Source organism: Sphingomonas sp. (genome assembly GCF_041661825.1).
Lineage (GTDB): Bacteria > Pseudomonadota > Alphaproteobacteria > Sphingomonadales > Sphingomonadaceae > Sphingomonas.
This window is the reverse complement of sequence record NZ_JBAZTU010000006.1, coordinates 89,796-107,229: the sequence shown is the minus strand read 5'-3', so window position 1 is coordinate 107,229 and position 17,434 is coordinate 89,796. Positions and strand designations below refer to the sequence as shown.

13 protein-coding genes are annotated in these 17,434 nt (G+C 65.9%); 5 read left to right on the top strand and 8 right to left on the bottom strand.

From position 1 onward, the window contains the following. Window positions 1–3: 3 nt before the first annotated feature. Entirely contained in the window at window positions 4–1,239 is a 1,236-nt protein-coding gene (locus WC729_RS25615) for a tyrosine-type recombinase/integrase (protein WP_372857300.1), read from the bottom strand. A gap of 103 nt (window positions 1,240–1,342) precedes the next feature. Here WC729_RS25615 and WC729_RS25610 point away from each other — a divergent pair, with 103 nt between their 5' ends. The 4 genes from WC729_RS25610 (at window position 1,343) to WC729_RS25595 (ending at window position 5,694) form a co-directional block, all read left to right on the top strand. Beyond that, window positions 1,343–1,597: a hypothetical protein gene (locus WC729_RS25610; RefSeq protein ID WP_372857299.1), complete on the top strand. Its 255-nt coding sequence runs from the start codon at window positions 1,343–1,345 to the stop codon at window positions 1,595–1,597. After that, the gene (locus tag WC729_RS25605) at window positions 1,585–2,613 is read left to right on the top strand and encodes a polysaccharide biosynthesis protein (protein WP_372857298.1); all 1,029 of its coding nucleotides are present in this window, start codon (window positions 1,585–1,587) and stop codon (window positions 2,611–2,613) included. Before WC729_RS25610 ends, WC729_RS25605 begins: the two co-directional genes overlap by 13 nt. Before the next feature lie 70 nt (window positions 2,614–2,683). Next, on the top strand, window positions 2,684–4,360 hold the full coding sequence (locus WC729_RS25600) for a type I secretion system permease/ATPase (RefSeq protein WP_372857297.1): 1,677 nt from the start codon (window positions 2,684–2,686) through the stop codon (window positions 4,358–4,360). Next, on the top strand, window positions 4,357–5,694 hold the full coding sequence (locus WC729_RS25595; protein ID WP_372857296.1) for an HlyD family type I secretion periplasmic adaptor subunit: 1,338 nt from the start codon (window positions 4,357–4,359) through the stop codon (window positions 5,692–5,694). The genes WC729_RS25600 and WC729_RS25595 overlap by 4 nt, the downstream gene beginning before the upstream one ends. Before the next feature lies 1 nt (window position 5,695). Here WC729_RS25595 and WC729_RS25590 read toward each other — a convergent pair whose 3' ends face one another. Together WC729_RS25590 and WC729_RS25585 are read right to left on the bottom strand one after the other, a co-directional pair. After that, window positions 5,696–7,606: an acyltransferase family protein gene (locus tag WC729_RS25590; protein WP_372857822.1), complete on the bottom strand. Its 1,911-nt coding sequence runs from the start codon at window positions 7,604–7,606 to the stop codon at window positions 5,696–5,698. Between the two features lie 465 nt (window positions 7,607–8,071). Beyond that, window positions 8,072–9,697, bottom strand: a complete 1,626-nt coding sequence (locus tag WC729_RS25585) for an alkaline phosphatase (RefSeq protein ID WP_372857821.1) — start codon at window positions 9,695–9,697, stop codon at window positions 8,072–8,074. A 90-nt stretch (window positions 9,698–9,787) separates the two neighbouring features. Between WC729_RS25585 and WC729_RS25580 the strand changes: the two genes are divergently transcribed. Beyond that, window positions 9,788–11,284 (top strand): ArnT family glycosyltransferase, encoded by a 1,497-nt coding sequence (locus tag WC729_RS25580; protein WP_372857295.1) that lies wholly within the window; start codon window positions 9,788–9,790, stop codon window positions 11,282–11,284. Here WC729_RS25580 and WC729_RS25575 read toward each other — a convergent pair. From WC729_RS25575 to WC729_RS25555, 5 genes are all read right to left on the bottom strand, one after another. Then, window positions 11,267–12,916 (bottom strand): hypothetical protein, encoded by a 1,650-nt coding sequence (locus WC729_RS25575; protein ID WP_372857294.1) that lies wholly within the window; start codon window positions 12,914–12,916, stop codon window positions 11,267–11,269. The genes WC729_RS25580 and WC729_RS25575 overlap by 18 nt on opposite strands. Next, window positions 12,913–14,661 carry a hypothetical protein gene (locus WC729_RS25570; protein WP_372857293.1) on the bottom strand — a complete coding sequence of 583 codons (1,749 nt, stop codon included), beginning with the start codon at window positions 14,659–14,661 and terminating at the stop codon, window positions 12,913–12,915. Before WC729_RS25570 ends, WC729_RS25575 begins: the two co-directional genes overlap by 4 nt. An 87-nt stretch (window positions 14,662–14,748) precedes the next feature. Continuing rightward, a complete protein-coding gene (locus WC729_RS25565) occupies window positions 14,749–15,942 on the bottom strand; it encodes a glycosyltransferase (RefSeq protein ID WP_372857292.1) in 1,194 nt (397 codons plus the stop codon). Between the two features lie 5 nt (window positions 15,943–15,947). Continuing rightward, window positions 15,948–16,487, bottom strand: coding sequence for a DUF2141 domain-containing protein (locus WC729_RS25560; protein WP_372857291.1), 540 nt, complete (start codon window positions 16,485–16,487; stop codon window positions 15,948–15,950). Further along, the gene (locus WC729_RS25555; protein ID WP_372857290.1) at window positions 16,474–17,403 is read right to left on the bottom strand and encodes a hypothetical protein; all 930 of its coding nucleotides are present in this window, start codon (window positions 17,401–17,403) and stop codon (window positions 16,474–16,476) included. Before WC729_RS25555 ends, WC729_RS25560 begins: the two co-directional genes overlap by 14 nt. Window positions 17,404–17,434 lie beyond the last annotated feature (31 nt).

The following is a 17,434-nucleotide window of genomic DNA, read 5'->3' as shown; positions in this document are numbered from 1 at the left end:
AGCTCACGTGGCGTCCTCGATCGTTGCGACAATAGCCTCGGACGTCGCCTGTTCTCCGCTGAATGTCGCCCACTCGGCCATCAGACGAGCACGCTTTGCCAGCAAGTCGCCGCGCTGATAAGCCGCCTCGGCCTTATCGGCGAGCTGGTGCGCCAGGGCATGTTCGATGACCTCGCGCGGGAATGCAGTCGTCTCGCCCGCCCAATCACGAAAGGTCGATCGGAAACCGTGCTGGGTGAGGCCGCCCCGATGCATTCGCTTCAGTACGGCCGTGAGCGCCATATCCGATAGCGCGGCTCCGCGAGTGGATGGGAAGACGTAGTCCACGTCAACAATGCGCGGCATGGTAGCCAGGACGGCGACAGCGGCGTCCGACAGGGGTACGCGGTGCTCCTTGCCCGCTTTCATCCGGTCGCCAGGTATCGTCCAAACCCTTCCGGCCAAATCGACTTCCGGCCAAGTCATGCCCCGCACTTCTCCCGAGCGAGCAGCAGTCAGGATCGCGAATTCCAAGGCGCGCGCCGATGTCCCGTCGCGCTTGCGAAGTTCGGCCATGAAGGTGCCCATTTCAGCGTAAGGCAGCGCAGAGTGGTGCTCGACTTTTCGGACTTTCGAAGGCGCGGCAAGCAATTTGTCCAGATGCCCGCGCCAACGAGCTGGATTCTCGCCGTCCCGGTATCCGCTGACCTTTGCCCAATCCAGCACGCATTCGATGCGACCCCGCAAACGGGTAGCCGTTTCCGTTTTCGTCGCCCAGATTGGGTTGAGCACCTCGAGCACCAGGGCGCGATCCACCGAGGAAACTGGCAACGATCCGAACACCGGATAGGCATAGGTTTCGAGTGTAGCGCTCCATTGCTTGGCGTGTTTTTCGTTCTTCCAGCCGGCACGCTGCGCTTCAACATAGGCTTTGGCACAATCCTCGAACGTCTTGGCCTTTGCCTTGGCGACGTTCGCGGCAACGCGCGCTTCCCGCTTTTCAGCAAGCGGGTCGACGCCGTTGCGGACCTTCTTGCGATATTCCCGGGCAAGCTCACGCGCATCGGCAAGCAAAACCTCCGGATACGGACCGAGCCCGATATCGCGTCGCTTTGCACCAACCTTGATGCGGAGGACCCAGGCCCTGCTATTGCCTACGATGCGGAAATGCAGCCCGTCGGCACCACCGACAGCATAGCGGCCCTCAGCCTTCAGCTTGGACAAGGCGAGTGCAGAAATTTCCTTTGCTTTCTTGGGCATATTCCCTGTTTCTCCTAACCCTCCGCCATACTCAGTCGAAGTCTCCGCCATAAAAAAATCCCACATCCAGACCCACATAAAACATGGGATTGAGCGAGAATTTATGAGACTTCGCAGCACGAACACCTATATCATCTTGTTGAATATAAACAAGATTAGTACAGATTGGGATGCCTTGGGTATGGCGGAGAAGGACTCCGTCTCCGCCAGGTGCGACCCCGGCATGCCGCGCGAACGCACCGGGCATACCCGGCATCGGCAGGCCGCCAAATCCTGTGACAAGAATGTGCGGGCCGGCTATCGCTTGATCTCCGCCGACATCCGTCAGGAAGCGAAACGGTTCAGATGCAGGATTTGACCGGCAAGACGTTGATGATCACCGGCGGGACCGGCACGTTCGGGTCGACCATCCTGAAGACTTTTCTCGATCTTCCGATCGGCGAGATCCGCATCTTCAGCCGGGACGAGAAGAAACAGGAAGATCAGCGTATCCGGTTCGGCGACAAGCGCCTCAAATATCATATCGGCGACGTCCGCGATTTCCGCACGCTCGACATGGCGACCCGGGGCGTGGACTTCATCTATCACGCCGCGGCGCTCAAGCAGGTGCCGAGCTGCGAATTCCACCCGATGGAGGCAGTGAACACCAACATCCTGGGCACCAACAACGTGCTCGATGCCGCGATCCGCAACGGCGTCAGCCGCGTGGTCTGCCTCTCGACCGACAAGGCGGTCTACCCGATCAGCGCGATGGGCATCTCCAAGGCGATGATGGAAAAGGTGATGATCGCCAAGGCACGGGTCGCCGAGGGTACCGGCACGGTGATCTGCGGCACCCGCTACGGCAATGTGCTCGCGTCGCGCGGGTCGGTCGTGCCCCTGTTCATGAAGCAGGTCAGCGAGAACCAGCCCATCACCGTGACCGATCCGGCGATGACGCGATTCGTGATGACCCTCGACGAGGCCGTCGATCTGGTCCGCTGCGCCTTCGACCATGGCACGAACGGGGAGCTGTTCGTCCAGAAGGCACCGGCGGTGACCATCGAGAACCTGGCCGGCGCGGTGCTCGACGTGATGGGCAAGCCCGACCATCCGGTACGGGTGATCGGTACGCGCCACGGCGAGAAGCTGTTCGAGACGCTGCTCAGCCGCGAGGAAATGTCAGTCGCGGAGGATCGCGGTGCCTATTACCGGGTCCCGGCGGACAATAGGGACCTGAATTACGAGGCCTATTTCGGCGAAGGCGAGCAACGCCTGTCGCGACTGGGCGATTTCAACTCGCACAACACGCGCCGGCTGGATCGGGGCGAGATGGCGGCGATGCTGGGCGCGCTGCCCTTTGTTCGATCCTATTCGGGCGCTGAACAGGTATAGCGACTCGCCAACGGCACGGATTTCGCTGATATATCGCGTCACCCCGATATTCTTGTCGCAACAGGGCATTATGAAGCGCTTTCTCGACTTGCCCTATATTCGACGGCCGTTGACGACCGCGCTGGGCGCGAGTCTCGCGATCAATCTCCTGACGCTCGTCTCGCCGCTCTATCTGACTCAGCTCTATGACCGGGTGATCCCGTCGCGCAGCGGCGTCACGCTGATCGCGATCACCGGAATCACGCTCGTCGCGGTGGCACTGACCGCGCTTTTCGAGATGCTGCGCGGGCTGGTGTTCGCGCGGGCCGGCGCCGCGCTCTATGCGGAAATGGAGGCCGATGTGCTGGCGGTGTCGCGCAAGGCAGCGCTCGCCGGGACGCCGGGCCGCCGGGCGCGGGCATTCGAGGATCTGGAGCAGGTGCGCGGCTTCGTCACCGGGCCGATCCCGGCCGCGTTGATCGACCTGTTGTTCGTGCCGCTGTTCGTGATCGTGCTGTTCATCGTCCATGTGACGATCGGCCTGCTCAGCCTGGCGTGCGCGGCGGCACTGATGATCGCGGCCTGGATCAGCCGTCGCGCGATGGCACGTACCGCCGACGAAATGGTGGCGCGCCAACGCCAGGCGGGGGACGCGCTCGAGGCGCATCTCGATGCGGCCGAAAGCGCGACCGCGATGGGTTATGCCGGGCGCGCCGAGGGGCGCGCGGCCGAACTCAACCGGCTGGCGCTCAGCGCGCAGATCACCGCGACCGTCTCGACCAGCGGCGTTGCCTCAGTGGTGCGCGGCATCCGATCGGCCAGCCAGACCCTGATCCTCGGCCTCGCGACCTGGCTCGCGGTGCAGGGCTCGGTCAGCATGGGCTCGATCATCGCCTGCTCGATCGTCTTCTCCAAGGCGCTCGGCCCGGTCGACCAGATCCTTGGTTCATGGCGCCAGGTGTTCACGGTGCGGAGCGCCTGGGCGCGCCTGACCGCGCTGGGCGACCAGTCGGCCCCGCCGGTGACCCTGAAGCTGCCCGCGCCAAAGGGCGTGGTGACGTTCGACAATGTCATCGCGACGGCGCCGGCCGGCACCGTTCCGATCCTGAAGGGTATTTCCTTCGCGCTTGCGGCGGGCGAATCGGTCGGGATCATCGGGCCTTCCGGCTCCGGCAAGTCGACGCTCGCACGGCTGATGGTCGGCGCCTGGCCGGTCGGCCGCGGGTCGGTGCGCATCGATGGGGCCGACATCAGCCAATATGATCCCGAGGATCTCGGCCGCCATATCGGCTATCTGCCGCAGAACGTGACGCTGCTACCGGGCAGTGTTGCCGACAATATCGGGCGGCTGACCGAGCGCGACGACCAGGCGATCGTCGCGGCCGCGCGGGCGGCGAATGCCCATGACATGATCCTGGGCTTGCCCAAGGGCTATGACACGCCGGTGGCGGCAGCGGGCTTCGGCCTGTCCGGCGGCCAGCGCCAGCGCATCGGCCTGGCGCGCGCGCTCTACGGCGATCCGATGCTGGTCGTGCTCGACGAGCCGGAGACCGGGCTGGACGGCGAGGGCGAGGCAGCGCTCAAGGCAGCGATCGCCGAAGTGCGGCGTCGCGGCGCGACCCTGGCGGTGATCGCGCATCGCCCGGCCTTGGTGCACGGCCTGGACAAGATCCTGGTGCTCAAGAGCGGCACCATCGCGCGGTTCGGCGCGACCAGCGAATTGCTGCCGCAGCTATTGCCCAATGTCGGTGTGGGAGTGCGGGCATGAACGCGATGACGCCGGTGCCGCGCACCGCCGAGGAGCGCGAGGCGCTCGCCACTGCGCTGACCCGGCCGATCGCCCCGGCGATCCGGCGGCTGGCGATCGGGCTCGGCCTGGCCGTCACGGTGATCATCCTGTGGGGGACGCTGGTGCCGATCATGAGCGGCGTCGTGGCGCAGGGGCGGGTCGCGGTCGAAAGCAAGCGCAAGACCGTGCAGCATCTCGACGGCGGCATCGTCAAACAGATCGCGGTGCGCGACGGCACGCGCGTCAAGGCCGGCCAGTTGCTGATCCAGCTCAACGACGGGGATGCCGGCCTGCAGGTCCAGGTGCTGCAGGCACGGGCGGATTCGCTGCGGGCGGAACAGGCAGCGCGCGAGGCGGAGCTGGCTGGTCGCGACAGCATCGCCTTTCCGCCCGACCTGCTTGCCCGCGCATCCTCGCCTTCGGTGCAGGCAGCGATCGCGACTCAGCGGGCTGCGTTCGGCGCGCGCAAGGCCGGCCGCGGCGGGCAGGAGACCGAGATCGACCAGAAGCTCGTCCAGTTCGGCCAGGACGTGCAGGGTTCGACCGCCCAGTCGACCGCCGGCGGCGAGCAGCTCGCGCTGCTCGAACGCGAGATCCGCGATACCAGCGCGCTGGTCGAAAAAGGCTATGCGACGCGGCCCAGGCTGCTCGCCCTGCAGCGCGCGGCCGCGCAGCTGCGCGGGGAGCAGCATTCGATGAATGCCCAGGCCGAACGCGCCCGCGCCCAGATCGCCGAGGCCCGCATCGCGCGCCGCCAGGTCGGCCGCGAGGGCGGAGTGACCGCGGCGGAGGCGCTGCGATCGGTTCAGTCCGAGCTGGTCGAGGTGACCGAGAAACTCTCTAATGCACGCGAGGTACTGGCGCGCAAACGGATCGTCGCGCCGGTCGACGGCACGGTGGTCGGGCTGGCGGTGACGACCGTCGGTGGTGTCGTGCGCCCGGGCGAGCCGCTGCTCGATATCGTGCCCGTGTCGCCCCGGCTGGTGGTCGAGGCGCAGCTCACTCCGGCACATGCCGATGATGTCAGGCCCGGCCAGCGCTCCTTCGTGCGGCTCGAGGCGGGCGGATCGCGCACCGCGCCGGTGGTCGAGGGCACGGTCCGTACCGTCTCGGCCGATGCGCTGACCGACCAGCGCACCGGCGAGCGCTACTTCACCATGATCGTCGAGATCACGCCGTCGGCGCATGTGCCGGCCTCGCTGGTCAAGCCGGGCCTCCCGGCATCGGTGCTGGTCCGCACGGGCGAGCGGACCCTGTTCGGCTATCTGCTCGAGCCGATCAACCGGGTGACCTTCGAGGCGATGCGGGAATGACCTAGTCGCTCGGTGGCGCGAGGGTCTGCAACGCCGGTTCGAACGCGGGCGCCACCAGAAGCGCCCCGCGCGCGCTCAGATGGTTGCCGTCGAAATAGAGCGGATAGCCCGCATCGGTGACCTTGCAGGTCAACGGGCCGCACAACAGGCGCGATGGATCGATCACGCCGATCAGCCCGTGCCGTTCGAGATCCGCCGCGATGGCGTGGAAGGCGGCGTCGCGGTGCAGATGTTCCGCGCGGGGCGGCTCGATGCTGCGCATCATGCCCAGCAATTGGGCCTTGGCCATCCGCCGCGGTTCGGCGAACGGTGCGTCGGGGACGTCCAGCACGACCTGCACCGCGATGCCGAGTGCGCGCAATTGCTGCACGCCATCTTCAAAGGCGCGCCTGTCGCCACCCGGTCCTTCCGGATCGGGGTGCAGGCCACCGCCATAGACGCTCCAATGCGCCGCCAGCAGCACGACCTGCGGCCGCGCCTCGGCGAGGAAGCGCATCACCGCCGCGTTGCGTGCGGCGCATTCCCGTTTTCGTTCCGGGCGGAACATCCACTGGTTCGCCTTTTCCTCCTGCGCCCGGACCGGCAGCAACGGCGGGCAGCCGAGCGAGGTGAGGTCGTACCCCGCTATGCCGTGGCGTCGGGCCAGCTTGTCGAGCGCGGGCAGATAGACCGCCGCGTGCGAATCGCCCCACAGGACGAAGCTCGGGCGCTTTGCCGCGCCGCCGATGCGGCAGCGTGTTTCGCTGCGAATCGTGGCGACCGGCCGACCGGCGCAGCCATAGTCGGGCTCGGGGCCGCGTTCGTTGAGCCGCTGCACCGCCGCATCGAAACGCCATGGCAGGCCATTGGCGAGATAAAGGCCGGCGCCGTAGAGCGCGAGCGCCGCGCTTGCGCCGAGCGCGCTCAGGAACAGGGTGCGCCGCGACAGCAGCAGCCGGGGCTTGCGGAAGGGCAGCTCGACATAGCGCCAGGACAGCCACGCGAGCGGAAAGGCCAGTAGCACCATCGCCAGCCGGACATAGCGATACGGCCCGAGCAGATAATAATTGCCGAACACGATCAGCGGCCAATGCCAGAGATAGAGCGAATAGGAGATCAGCCCGATCGCGACCAGCGGCCTGACGCCAAGCGCGTGCGCGACGCGTGAGCCCGCAACCTGGCTTCCATAGAGGATCGCGGCGGCGCCCAGAACGGGCTCGACCGCGTTGAGCCCGGGAAAGGCCGATCGTTCGGACAAGGTCCAGACCGCATGGCCGATCGCGACGAGCCCGATCAGCGCGATCGCATCGCCCAGCCACCGCCAGCGCGGCGCGGGCAACAGCCCGGCGGCAAGCAACGCGCCCGCCATGAACTCCCAGGCGCGCGACAACGGCGAATAAAAGGCGCCGCCCGGATCGGCCTGCACCGCCCAGACGCTGTACGCGAACGACGCCAGCCCGCCGGCGAGGAGCGCGGTGCGCAGCGCGAAGGGCTGGCGCCGCACCAGCAGGAGCAAAGCCGGGAACAGAATGTAGAATTGCTCCTCCACCGCCAGCGACCAGGTGTGGAGCAACGGCGTCGCTTCGGTGGTCAGGCTGAAATAGCCCTCCCAGCCCCAGAAGAGCAGATTCGAGCCGAATAAGGCGATCGCCGCGAGACTCTGGCCGAAATCGCGGAAATCCGCCGGTAGCAAGATCCAGCCGGCGATACCCGAGGCAGTGAGCATGGCCAGCAGCGCAGGCAGGATGCGCCGCACCCGCCGCTCGTAGAAACCGATCAGGGTGAAGTCGCCTTCCGCGCTTTCGCGCAGGATCAGCTGCGTGATCAGATAGCCCGAGATGACGAGGAAGATATCCACTCCGACGAACCCGCCGGGAAAGCCTCGGATGCGCGCATGGAACAGCACGACCGCCAGGACCGCGATCGCCCGCAGCCCGTCGATCTCGCGCCGATAGGTCGACGCCTCGCTTTCGCCCGTGCCCGTCAGCTATCCGCTCCCCTCGATGCGCCAGCACGGCATTCCGAGGTGCGAGTCAAGCGTTCGGGAAGGCGAATCCTTGCACGAGTCGCCGGGTGTCGAAGCGGTGAAATTTCCCTGTTCCTGCGGATTAACAGGGAAAATAACAGGGAATTCCTTTTTCTCACCCGTTCCGGGCGCGCTTTTGTCAAAAAATTCACGCCTGATATCAGGTGCTTGATATGGAATTCCCTGTTCCTGAATAACAGGGAATTCGGGCCGGATAACAGGGAATTTCCCCGCCGGAACAGGGAAATGCCTTCCACTCGATACGGCACGACAATGGGAAAGAGCGGGGCGGCACCCGGGAGTTCCACCCGGTGCCATGATGCGACAATCCCGATCGCGGTTGAATCGATCGGCGCCGAATTCCCGCCCTTCCTATGCCATCATATTGCGGCCCCGCGCGATGCTGACGCTATGGCCGATGCTGCCTTTGGCCGACGGCGTCTTGATCGTGTCGACCATGATCCAGTCATTGGTCACCCGGTCGGGCGTGATCGTCATCGCCATATAGCCGCGCCGGCTGGTGTCGCACCATTTCAGCTCCGGATTGGCCTCGACCAGCGCCGCAGCCAGGATCTTCGGGTCGACGCCAAGCCCGGCTTCATAGCCCGAGGAGGTGACGCTGTGCCCGGCGAACTCGACTCCGGCGGGCTTTCCGTCCTGCGCCAGGTCGTATGCCCAGGCATTGTGGCTGTCGCCCGAGATAACGACCAGGTTCGCGCCGAGCGCCTGCGACGATGTCAGGAAGCGCGCCCGGGCGGCGGGATAGCCGCCCCAATTGTCGAAGTTGAACGGAAGGCCGACCTTCGCCGCTGCAATGCCCGCTTCGACATAGTTCCTGGAGCGTTCGCTCGCATCGGGCGCGAGCCAGCTCGCCGCGGCGAGCGGCATCACCGTCCGGCCCATGATCGTGCCGAAGCCGACCACTTGCCAGCGCTGCCCCGCCTTGACCGAGGCGCGCATCGCATGCGCCAGCCAGTCCTCCTGCTGCGACCCCATCATCGTCGCGCCCGGATCGGCCCACGCGCCGTCGCGGAACGCCTTCAGCGCCGCCATCGGATCGGCCTGCTTGAACAAGGGCGCGATATCGGGCTGCTCGGTCCGGGCGAGCAGCCGGGTCTCGGTGCGGAAGAGGGTCGCCAGGGTGCCGATATCATAGGCCTTCCACGGCTCGTCGGAGACCGGCATCCATTCGCGGAACACCTGGATCGAGGCGGCGCGCCGGGCATTCCAGTCGCCCTCATCGGCCTGGTGGTTCTCGGCGCCGCCTTCCCAGCTGTCGTTCGCAGATTCGTGATCGTCCCATTGTACGATCATCGGCACCAGGCTGTGCAGCTTTTGCAGATCCGGGTCGGCGCGGTAGCTGGCGTAGCGCAGCCGGTAATCGGCGAGGTGGATCATCTCGGTCGCCGGCTCGATCACGCGGCCAGGCACGGCCTCCTTGGCGGAAGGATAGGTGCCGGCGGGATATTCGTAGAGATAGTCGCCGAGATGCACCGCGAGATCGATATCGTCGCGTGCCGCGGCATGTGCATAGGCGTTGAAATAACCGAAGGGCAGGTTCGAGCAGGAGAAGATCGCCGCGCGGAAGCGCCGCACCGCGCCTTCGGGCAAGGTCTTTGTCCGGCCGACGGGCGAGAAGCTGCCGTCGGGCGCGACGAAGCGGAAATGATAGATGCGGCCCGGCGTGAGCCCGGCGACGGTGATCTTCGCCGTATGGTCGCGCCACGGTCCGGTGATCTGCACGCCACCCGCGGCCACCCTGGCGAAATCGGCGGTTTCGGACAGCTCAACCTTCAGCTCGACTGCGCCGCCATTGGCGGGGACATAGCGCGTCCAGAGCAGGATCGAATCCGCCATCGGCTCGCCGCTTGCGACCGAATGGGTGAAGCCGCGCCCGCCGGCCACCGTCGCCGTCTGCGCGAAGCCGGGAATGGCGAAGGCGCCCAGCCCCAGCGATCCGGTCAGCATGAACGAGCGGCGATCGATCCGGTGGTGCATGGTCATTTCCTCCTGCCTGAATGCCGCCCTTGCGCCCGCATGATGGCGGCTCCGTGACAGCCGGTGTCATCGCTTCTAAGGCGCGAGTCGATGCTCCGATTTTATTCCAAGGCCGCGGACCGGCTGACGCTATTGATGTCCGGGCCGATGGCGCCCGGCCGACGGTTTCTGATCGTCCTGCTTGTCGCCATCCTCGCCCGCGCGGTCACCTTCGGCAACCCGATCGTCCATGTCGATGAGGAATTCTATTTCGTGACGGCGCAGGCCTGGGCTCATGGCGCGCTGCCCTATGTCGATGTCTGGGACAGGAAGCCGATCGGGCTGTTCCTGGTCTATCTGCCCGCGGCGGCGCTCGGCATGCCGGTCGGCATCTGGGCCTATCAGGCGATGGCGCTGGCCAGCCTGGTCGCGACGGCGCTGCTGATCGCGCGCCTGGCCGATCGCGCCGGCTGGAAGAAGGGCGCGCTCGCCGGGGCGCTCGCTTATGTGCTGTGGGTCGATTTCGTCGACGGGCAGGGCGGCCAGGCCCCGATCTTCTACAATCTGCTGATCATCGGCGCCGCCGTGCTGATCGCGCCGCGCCCGGGGGAAAATACCCCCCGCGCACGTGGCCTGATGGCGATGGCACTGGTCGGGCTTGCGCTCCAGATCAAATATTCGGTCGTGTTCGAAGGCATGTTCTTTGGCCTGTGGCTGCTGGTGCGCGAATGGCGTTCGGGCCAGCGCTGGTCGATCCTGCCTTATGGAGGTGCGCTGGTTGCGCTTGCCGTGCTGCCGACCTTGCTCGCCTGGTGTGCCTTTGCCTCGATCGGCGCGGGCGACGCCTGGATCTATGCCAACCTCACCTCGATCCTGGAGCGAAACGCCGATCCGCTGTTCGAGCAACTCGGCAATCTGGCGAAGATATTGCTGATCACCTCGCCCCTGATCGCTGCGACCATCCTCGCGGTCGGGTCGACCGGCCAGACGCCGGAGACGCCGGCCTTGCGCCGCTGGCTCTTCACCTGGGCGATCGCGGCGGCGTTCGGCCTGCTGATCTTCGGCTCCTGGTTCGACCATTATGCCCTGCCGCTGATGGTGCCCCTTGCGGTGTGCGCTTCGGGCTTTTTCGGCGATCACCGCGACGGGCGGCGTGCGGTGCTGGCAGTGCTGATCCTAGCCTTTATCGGCGGCCAGATCGTGCTGATCAGCAAGCGCTTCACGCGCGGGACGCAGGCACAATTCACCGCGATCGCCGATGCGATCGGACAGGGGCCGGGCTGCCTCTATGTCTATTCGGGCGAGACGGCGCTCTATCCCGCCACGGGCCGATGCACGCTGACGCGCTATCTCTTCCCGAGCCATCTCGGGCGCGTGCGCGAAAGGGGGGCGATCGGGGTGGACCAGACGGCGGAGATCGCACGCATCCTGGCCCTGAAGCCCGCCATCGTCGTGCTGCGGCCTGCCTATCGCGGCGAACGCGCCGATACGCGCGCGCTGGTAATGGCGGAGATGCGTAATGCTTATCGCCTGCGCGCGGTCAGGCCGCTCGGCAATCAGGCGATCCAGATTTTCGAGCGGAGGCCCGCGTCAGAAGGGGGCGTCTAGGCAGCAATAGGCGCCGTTCCGGCGCGCCCGGCGCTGCAGCGCGGGGGGCAGGTATTTGCACCCGATCACCGCCCCGGAAGAGCCATGCGTGCGGAGATAGACTGCGGGATCACCGATGCTGCCGTTCCAGTCGGACAGGACCCCGGTCCGGTGAAGCGGCCGCCACGTGTTCATGAAGGCGATATAGGTGAGATCGTCGATCAACAGGCCCTTGGTGCGCCGATCGTCGGATATGCCGCACATTTTCCCCGTCGCGACGATATCGGCGCGGATCGCGCCATAGCCGAAGGCGGAAAACGAGCTCTTCTGGCCTGCGATATAGCCCGGGCTCCTTGCGATCGCCGACAAGGCCGGACCGTAAAAGGCCATGAGCAGGACAGCGCTTATCGCGCTGCCGCCAAGCGTCATCAGCGACAGGACTCGGGTCAGCCTGAGGAGGTGGGTCGATTCCCGGATCGCGGTGAAGGCGAAGATAAAGACGATGATCGTCAGCGGGACCGTCAGCGCGCTTTCATAGACGTTCTTGTGGATCTGGGCGACGCTCCAGAACAGGATCGTGGCGGCGATCAGCAGCGCGAAGACGATCCGCCTGACGTCGCCCTGGTTCTTCGGGCGGCGGCGCAGGACGACAATCAGCACGCCGATCGCTGCGACCATGCACGCAGCCCAGCAGATCATGACAAGGATGGTCCAGCCCAGCGCCGTGCCATGGCCGATCACCTGCGGGGGCAGCCAGTTCGACATGTTCCGCATCTTGGGGACAGTCAGCAGGATATAGTCGAACGGATTGAGGCCGGCCAAAAGCTTGCCGATCTTGGGCGCGATCGGGTCCGCATTGAAGATGACCGACGCGATATTCTCGCGGCCGAGCTTTTCGGCAAGGAGCGGGTCGGCCGGGCAGCGGAACCGGCCGATCCAGTAGGGGATCGAAAGCGCGGTCGCCCCGATCAGCACCAGCGGGGCGGCGATCCGCCAGGGCCGGCCCTTCGCGCCATGGCTGCTGAACACCGCCGCGGCCAGGAAGACCGGCATGAAGATGATGCCCTTGAGGTGATAGCCGAGCGCGATCATGCCGAGCAGGACCACCAGCAATGCCTTGATCGCCGATGCCGCCGTGCCGTCCTCGCTCCGCGTCTTGTTCAGGCCGGCGGTCCCAAGGAAGATCGCGGCGGTCAGCGCGAGCAGGATCGGCTGTTCAGGGCGGCTGATCACCAGCATGAACGGGAGCAAGCCGAGGCTGGCAAGCGAGAAGCCGATCGTCCGAATGCGGTTCGCTTCGGCCAGCGTCCGGCTGAGGCGCCCGATCAGCGTCCAGAGCAAGGCAAGCCAGGCCAGCGCATAGGCCATGCCCACCAGCCGGATCGTGAGCGGATCGGCAAAGGCCGAATTGAACGAAGCGGTCGCATAGCGCAGCGGCTGCATGAAGAAGGGCGTCTGCGCGAGCGTGTTGAGCCCGCAATTCTCGGCCACGAACCGGTCGACTCCGCCGTCGAACGCCATGCGCGCCTGGAATCGCCAGCCGACCTCGTCCGAATAGATCGGCACCAGCAGGCCGAGCCCGACCGAGCACAGCGCGACGATCGCGGCGATCATGGCGGTCGGCAACTGGCGCGAGGTCGGGGACGGCGTCATGCGATCGGGCGGCTCCAGGGCTGGGGCTGGCGGACATCGAGCCGGCACACCGCGTGCAGTCCGTGCTTTCGAGCATAGTCGCGGACGCGGGCGTCATAGTCGGGCAGGTTGGAATCGGCGAAGTTCCAGTCGGGCGGATTGAAGGTCGAAAAGCCGTTGATCGTCGGCACGCGCCAGATTTGCGCGAGCAGCATGGCATCGACATTGTGCGGATAGACGCCGTTGCCTTCGCCCGGCTTCAGCGCCTTGATCGCGCTGCCTGCCTTGTCCGGGACTTCCTCGCTGGTCCGGGCAAGCACGACATAGAAGCTGCGGCACCCGGCCGGCGGGGCGGGGATATGCCACAGATCCTGGATCTGCCGCGCCCGGCTCAATTGCGCGGCGGGTTCGGCGGTGAGCTGTTCGGCGACGAGAAAGACGGCGAATCCGGCGGCCACCCGGGGAGTCGACCGCATCAGCCGCATCGCCTGTTCGCGGTACACCGCGAACACCAGCAGCAGGACGGGCAGGATGAGGAAGAGCTGATAGCGCAGCACGATGCGGATGCCGCTCGCACCGGGGACCAGATAATGGACCAGCAGCCAGGGCGACAGGATCCACAGTTGCAGGGTCAGCCCCCAGCTGATGACGATCGCCAGCGCGAACACGCGCAGGTCGAGCGGCGCCGTCGGGCCGGGCTGCCGGCGCAGCACGCGGAGTATGGCAAGGATGATCAGCGCGAAGAGGAGCAGCGGAAAACCCGTCTCATGCTCGCCGCGCAGGAATCGCTCGGGCAGGTTGGACCCGGCCGGCACCAGCGCGCGGAACAGCGCCTCGAGCAGCTGGAAGATCCAGCCCCAGACATAATTGCCCGGCCCGACATTGATCAGGTCGACGAAGGTGACCAGCGGGCTGATCTTGTAGCCATGGCCGCCCGTTTCGGCGAGCTTCGCCATATAGACGATCAGGAACGGCACGATGCAGAGCGCGAAAGCGAACCCGGTTGCCGCGAGCGTGATGATGTGCCGGCGCACCAATGCCATGGCCTTGCGCGGCGAAAGCTGCCCGCTCTGCCACACCCAGCACGCCGCAAGAATGCAGGCGAACAGGATCGTGAACCAGGCCAGATAATAGGAGGTGAAGAACCAGGCTGCCATCACCGCCGCGAAACCGCCGCCGAACGCAGCACTCCGCGCATGCCGCCCGGCGCGTTCCGCCCGGATCATGCCGATCGCGAAGATGGTGACGATCGGCAGCAGCCCGATGGTGTGGAGCTGCGCATGGCCGCCCTGGATCGCCATGCCGCTGGCGATGGTGAACAGCGTCGCGATCAGCAGCGCGATCGGCCGCTCCCAGGCGAGGCTCCTGACAGCAAGCAGATAAGCCGAGACGAAGCCGATCGTCTTGAAAGTGGCGATGTTCAGCGTGTCGGCATGGAACGGGTCGGCGAACAGCCGCCAGAAGGAATAGACCAGCCCGTAGAGGAAATAGCCGTCATTATAGCCGAGCGTATCGCCATAAGGATGGAAATAGGCCGGCAGGTTCCAGCTCGCCCCATGGACGAAGACGTTGCGCCAATGTTCGAGCAGGCTGATCTCGATCAGCGAATCGCCGCGGTCGCCGAACCCCAGATCGAATCTGCTGAGGATGGTTTCGCGGAAGCACAGGAACATCGCCGCCAGATAGACGGCCAGGAAGGCGATGCCGCTCAGCGCGCGGGAGGGCCGCGGCGGCGCTGCGATCGATGGTGTTCGTGCTTCCTGCAAGATCGGACCGCCCTCGTGCCTGGCGGCGCGCCGCAAGATTGCGGCGGCTTGTCTGGAACGGGTCGGGCGCTGTCAACCCGCCGGAATTTAGGCGACGGCGCTGTTTCCGCGTCCGGCGTGCCGCGCCGCGACCAGTTCGGCATAATAATCCATCAGCTCGATCGTGTGCTCGCGGTCGCTGCGCACCTTGCCGGCGGCGACCTTCGCGGCGCGGCGCAGGATCGCCGGATCGCGTTCGAACAGCCGGTGGATCGCCAGCGCCGCCGACTGGGCGTCGCGTGCGGTATAGAGCTCGGAGCAGAGCGGGTCGGCGATCTCGGCACAGCCGCCAGTGTCGGGCGCGATCAGCGGCAGGCCCGCGGCCATCGCCTCGGACGCGACCAGCCCGAACGGCTCGGCTTCCGATCCATGGATCAGTGCGTCGCAGCTCGCCACGATCCGGGCCAGCCGCTCGCGGTCATAGACCGGGCGGAACATGCGGATATGCGGCGACCCCGCGATCCGTTTCTCGATCGCCCGGCTCTCGATGCCGGTGCCGAGCAGCATCAGCCCGACCGGCAGGTCAGCACCAGCGCGCTCGACCGCGTCGATCACCAGCCGCCAGCGCTTCTCGGGATGGTGACGCCCGAGACCGAGCAGCAAATGGCCCTCCGGCGGCAGGTCGCACTGGGCGAGCAGTGCGGCCCGCAGCTTCTCGTCGCGCAGGCCGGGGGAGAAATGGCCGCGCTCGATGCCGAGCGGCATGGCCGCGTCGATCCGCACGCCGCGCGCCTTCAGCCTTTTCTCTAGCGCCGGGCCGTTGGTCACCACCGCGTCGTAATTGTCGAGGAAGCGGCCCATGTAGCGGCTGTACCAGGCAAAGGCGCGCTCGATCCGGTCAGGCGCGGCCAGCGCCTCGAACCAGCGCATCGCATAGGCAGCGACATTGTCGTTGTGCATGAAGAACACCTTGGCGGCGTCCCCTTGCCACTGCCCGACGATCCAGGCCGGTCGCCAGGGCGACGAGGCCTCGACCAGGTCGGGCTTCAGGTCGTCGAGCAGCTTGATGACCGGCGCCGCATCCCAGAACAGGCCGTAATTCTTGTCGAAGATCAGGCGCGATGCCTTGACGTAGATGATCTTGCCGCCGCCCGGACGTTCTTCGACCATGTCCTCGCGGCCCGGCGCGATCACGATCAGTTCATGCCCCAGTTCGGACATGATTCCCATCTTGCGGTCGATATAGGTGCGCACGCCTCCGCCGGTCGGCGAGTAGAATTCGTTGACGTCGACGATGCGCATACCGCTCAACCTTTCGGCTTGATCGGGCCGAAGCCGCCAAGGCCGCGCAGATATTGCGCCTGGATGTCGGTGGTGGTCACGCCGGGGCCGACATTGATCGTCGCCATGTTCAGCTTGGGGCGCGTGCGCCCGAGCTTCACGTTGCTCGGGAAACCGGCGCCGTCGCTCCAGAAATCGAACTTGTTCCGGCCGTCGCGATTATGCGTGAACAGCAGCGCGTAGCGGCCTGGCGTCGGCGCCTTGATGCACATGATGATCGCGCCCGACTGCGGGGTGGGGACGCGCACGCGGCGGAAGAACTTGCCTTCCTTCACCAGGTCGCGGTCGTCCTTCAGGAAATCCGCTTCGGTCGCCGGGTAAAGCTCGAGCTTCAGCTCGCCGACGCGATCCTTCAGCCCGGATACGTTGACGCGGATAGCCGGGCCCGTGCCGCTGGTGCAGGCCGAGCTGTCCGGGCCGAGCACGCCGGCCTGGGCCTTGCCCGTCAGGGGGACCATCATGGCACCGGACAAGGCGATGCCAGCGAGAAGTTTACGCGACGCCATTCTTCGTCCTCAGCAAGCCATGCAGGCTGAAGGAACCGATGAGGACGATGTGCACGAGCAATATCAGGGCCGCGGTCATCGCCATCAGTTCCGAAAGCGCTGCATCCTGCCCGATCAATAGGATCGCGAAATTGGCGAAAAGAAGGTCCTTGTTCGGCACGAATGGGAGGCGGGAGACGAGCATGCGGGCCGCGCCAAGGATCAGCCACATTCCAATAGAGACGGTCGGCAGCGCATAGTGCCAGGCAAAGGCGATGAAGATGGTACCCGAGATCAGGCGGACGGCGTGCACCATGAAGATCCACCACAGGGTGGTGCGCGGCAGCGAGAAGACCCGCTTGGAGAAGATCAGGAACGGCAGCGACATGGCGAAGGTGATCGCCGCCGATGTTTCGACGGTGCTCAGCTGGATCGGGGTCAGCAGACCCGCGCCGAGCGGCAGCGCCAGCGCGATCATTGCCAGGGTGACGGTATTGCCGGCGATCGCGGAGAGGATGCTGACGTCCTTCACCGCGCCGAACGGCGCCGCGACGATATGCGTTCGCTGCCGCGCCCAGGCATAGAAATAGGCCTCGCCCGAATAACCGAGCACCACGTCGTTCGCGATGCGCTTCTTCAGCAACGCGGCCAGCCCGGATATCGGAATGCGCCAGAGGCGGCGGTAGATGATGAAGTCGCCGACCGGCGGCGCGAGGTACAGCAGCGCAAAGGCGATGTAGAACAGCGGATTGTGCGGCACGGCGCGGCTGAGGCCGGCGAGGCCCGATCCGAACAGCTCGCGCCCAAGCCCGGCGATCATCGCGATCGTCACGATCGCGCCGATCACCATCGGCCAGCGCCGCTTCAGCGTCTGCACAGGCTCCAGCCCGGCGAGGTCGGGGACCGTCACCAGAGGAGCTTTGGCATTGTCCATCATAGGAATTTTAGATCCCAGTCCGTCCACGTTT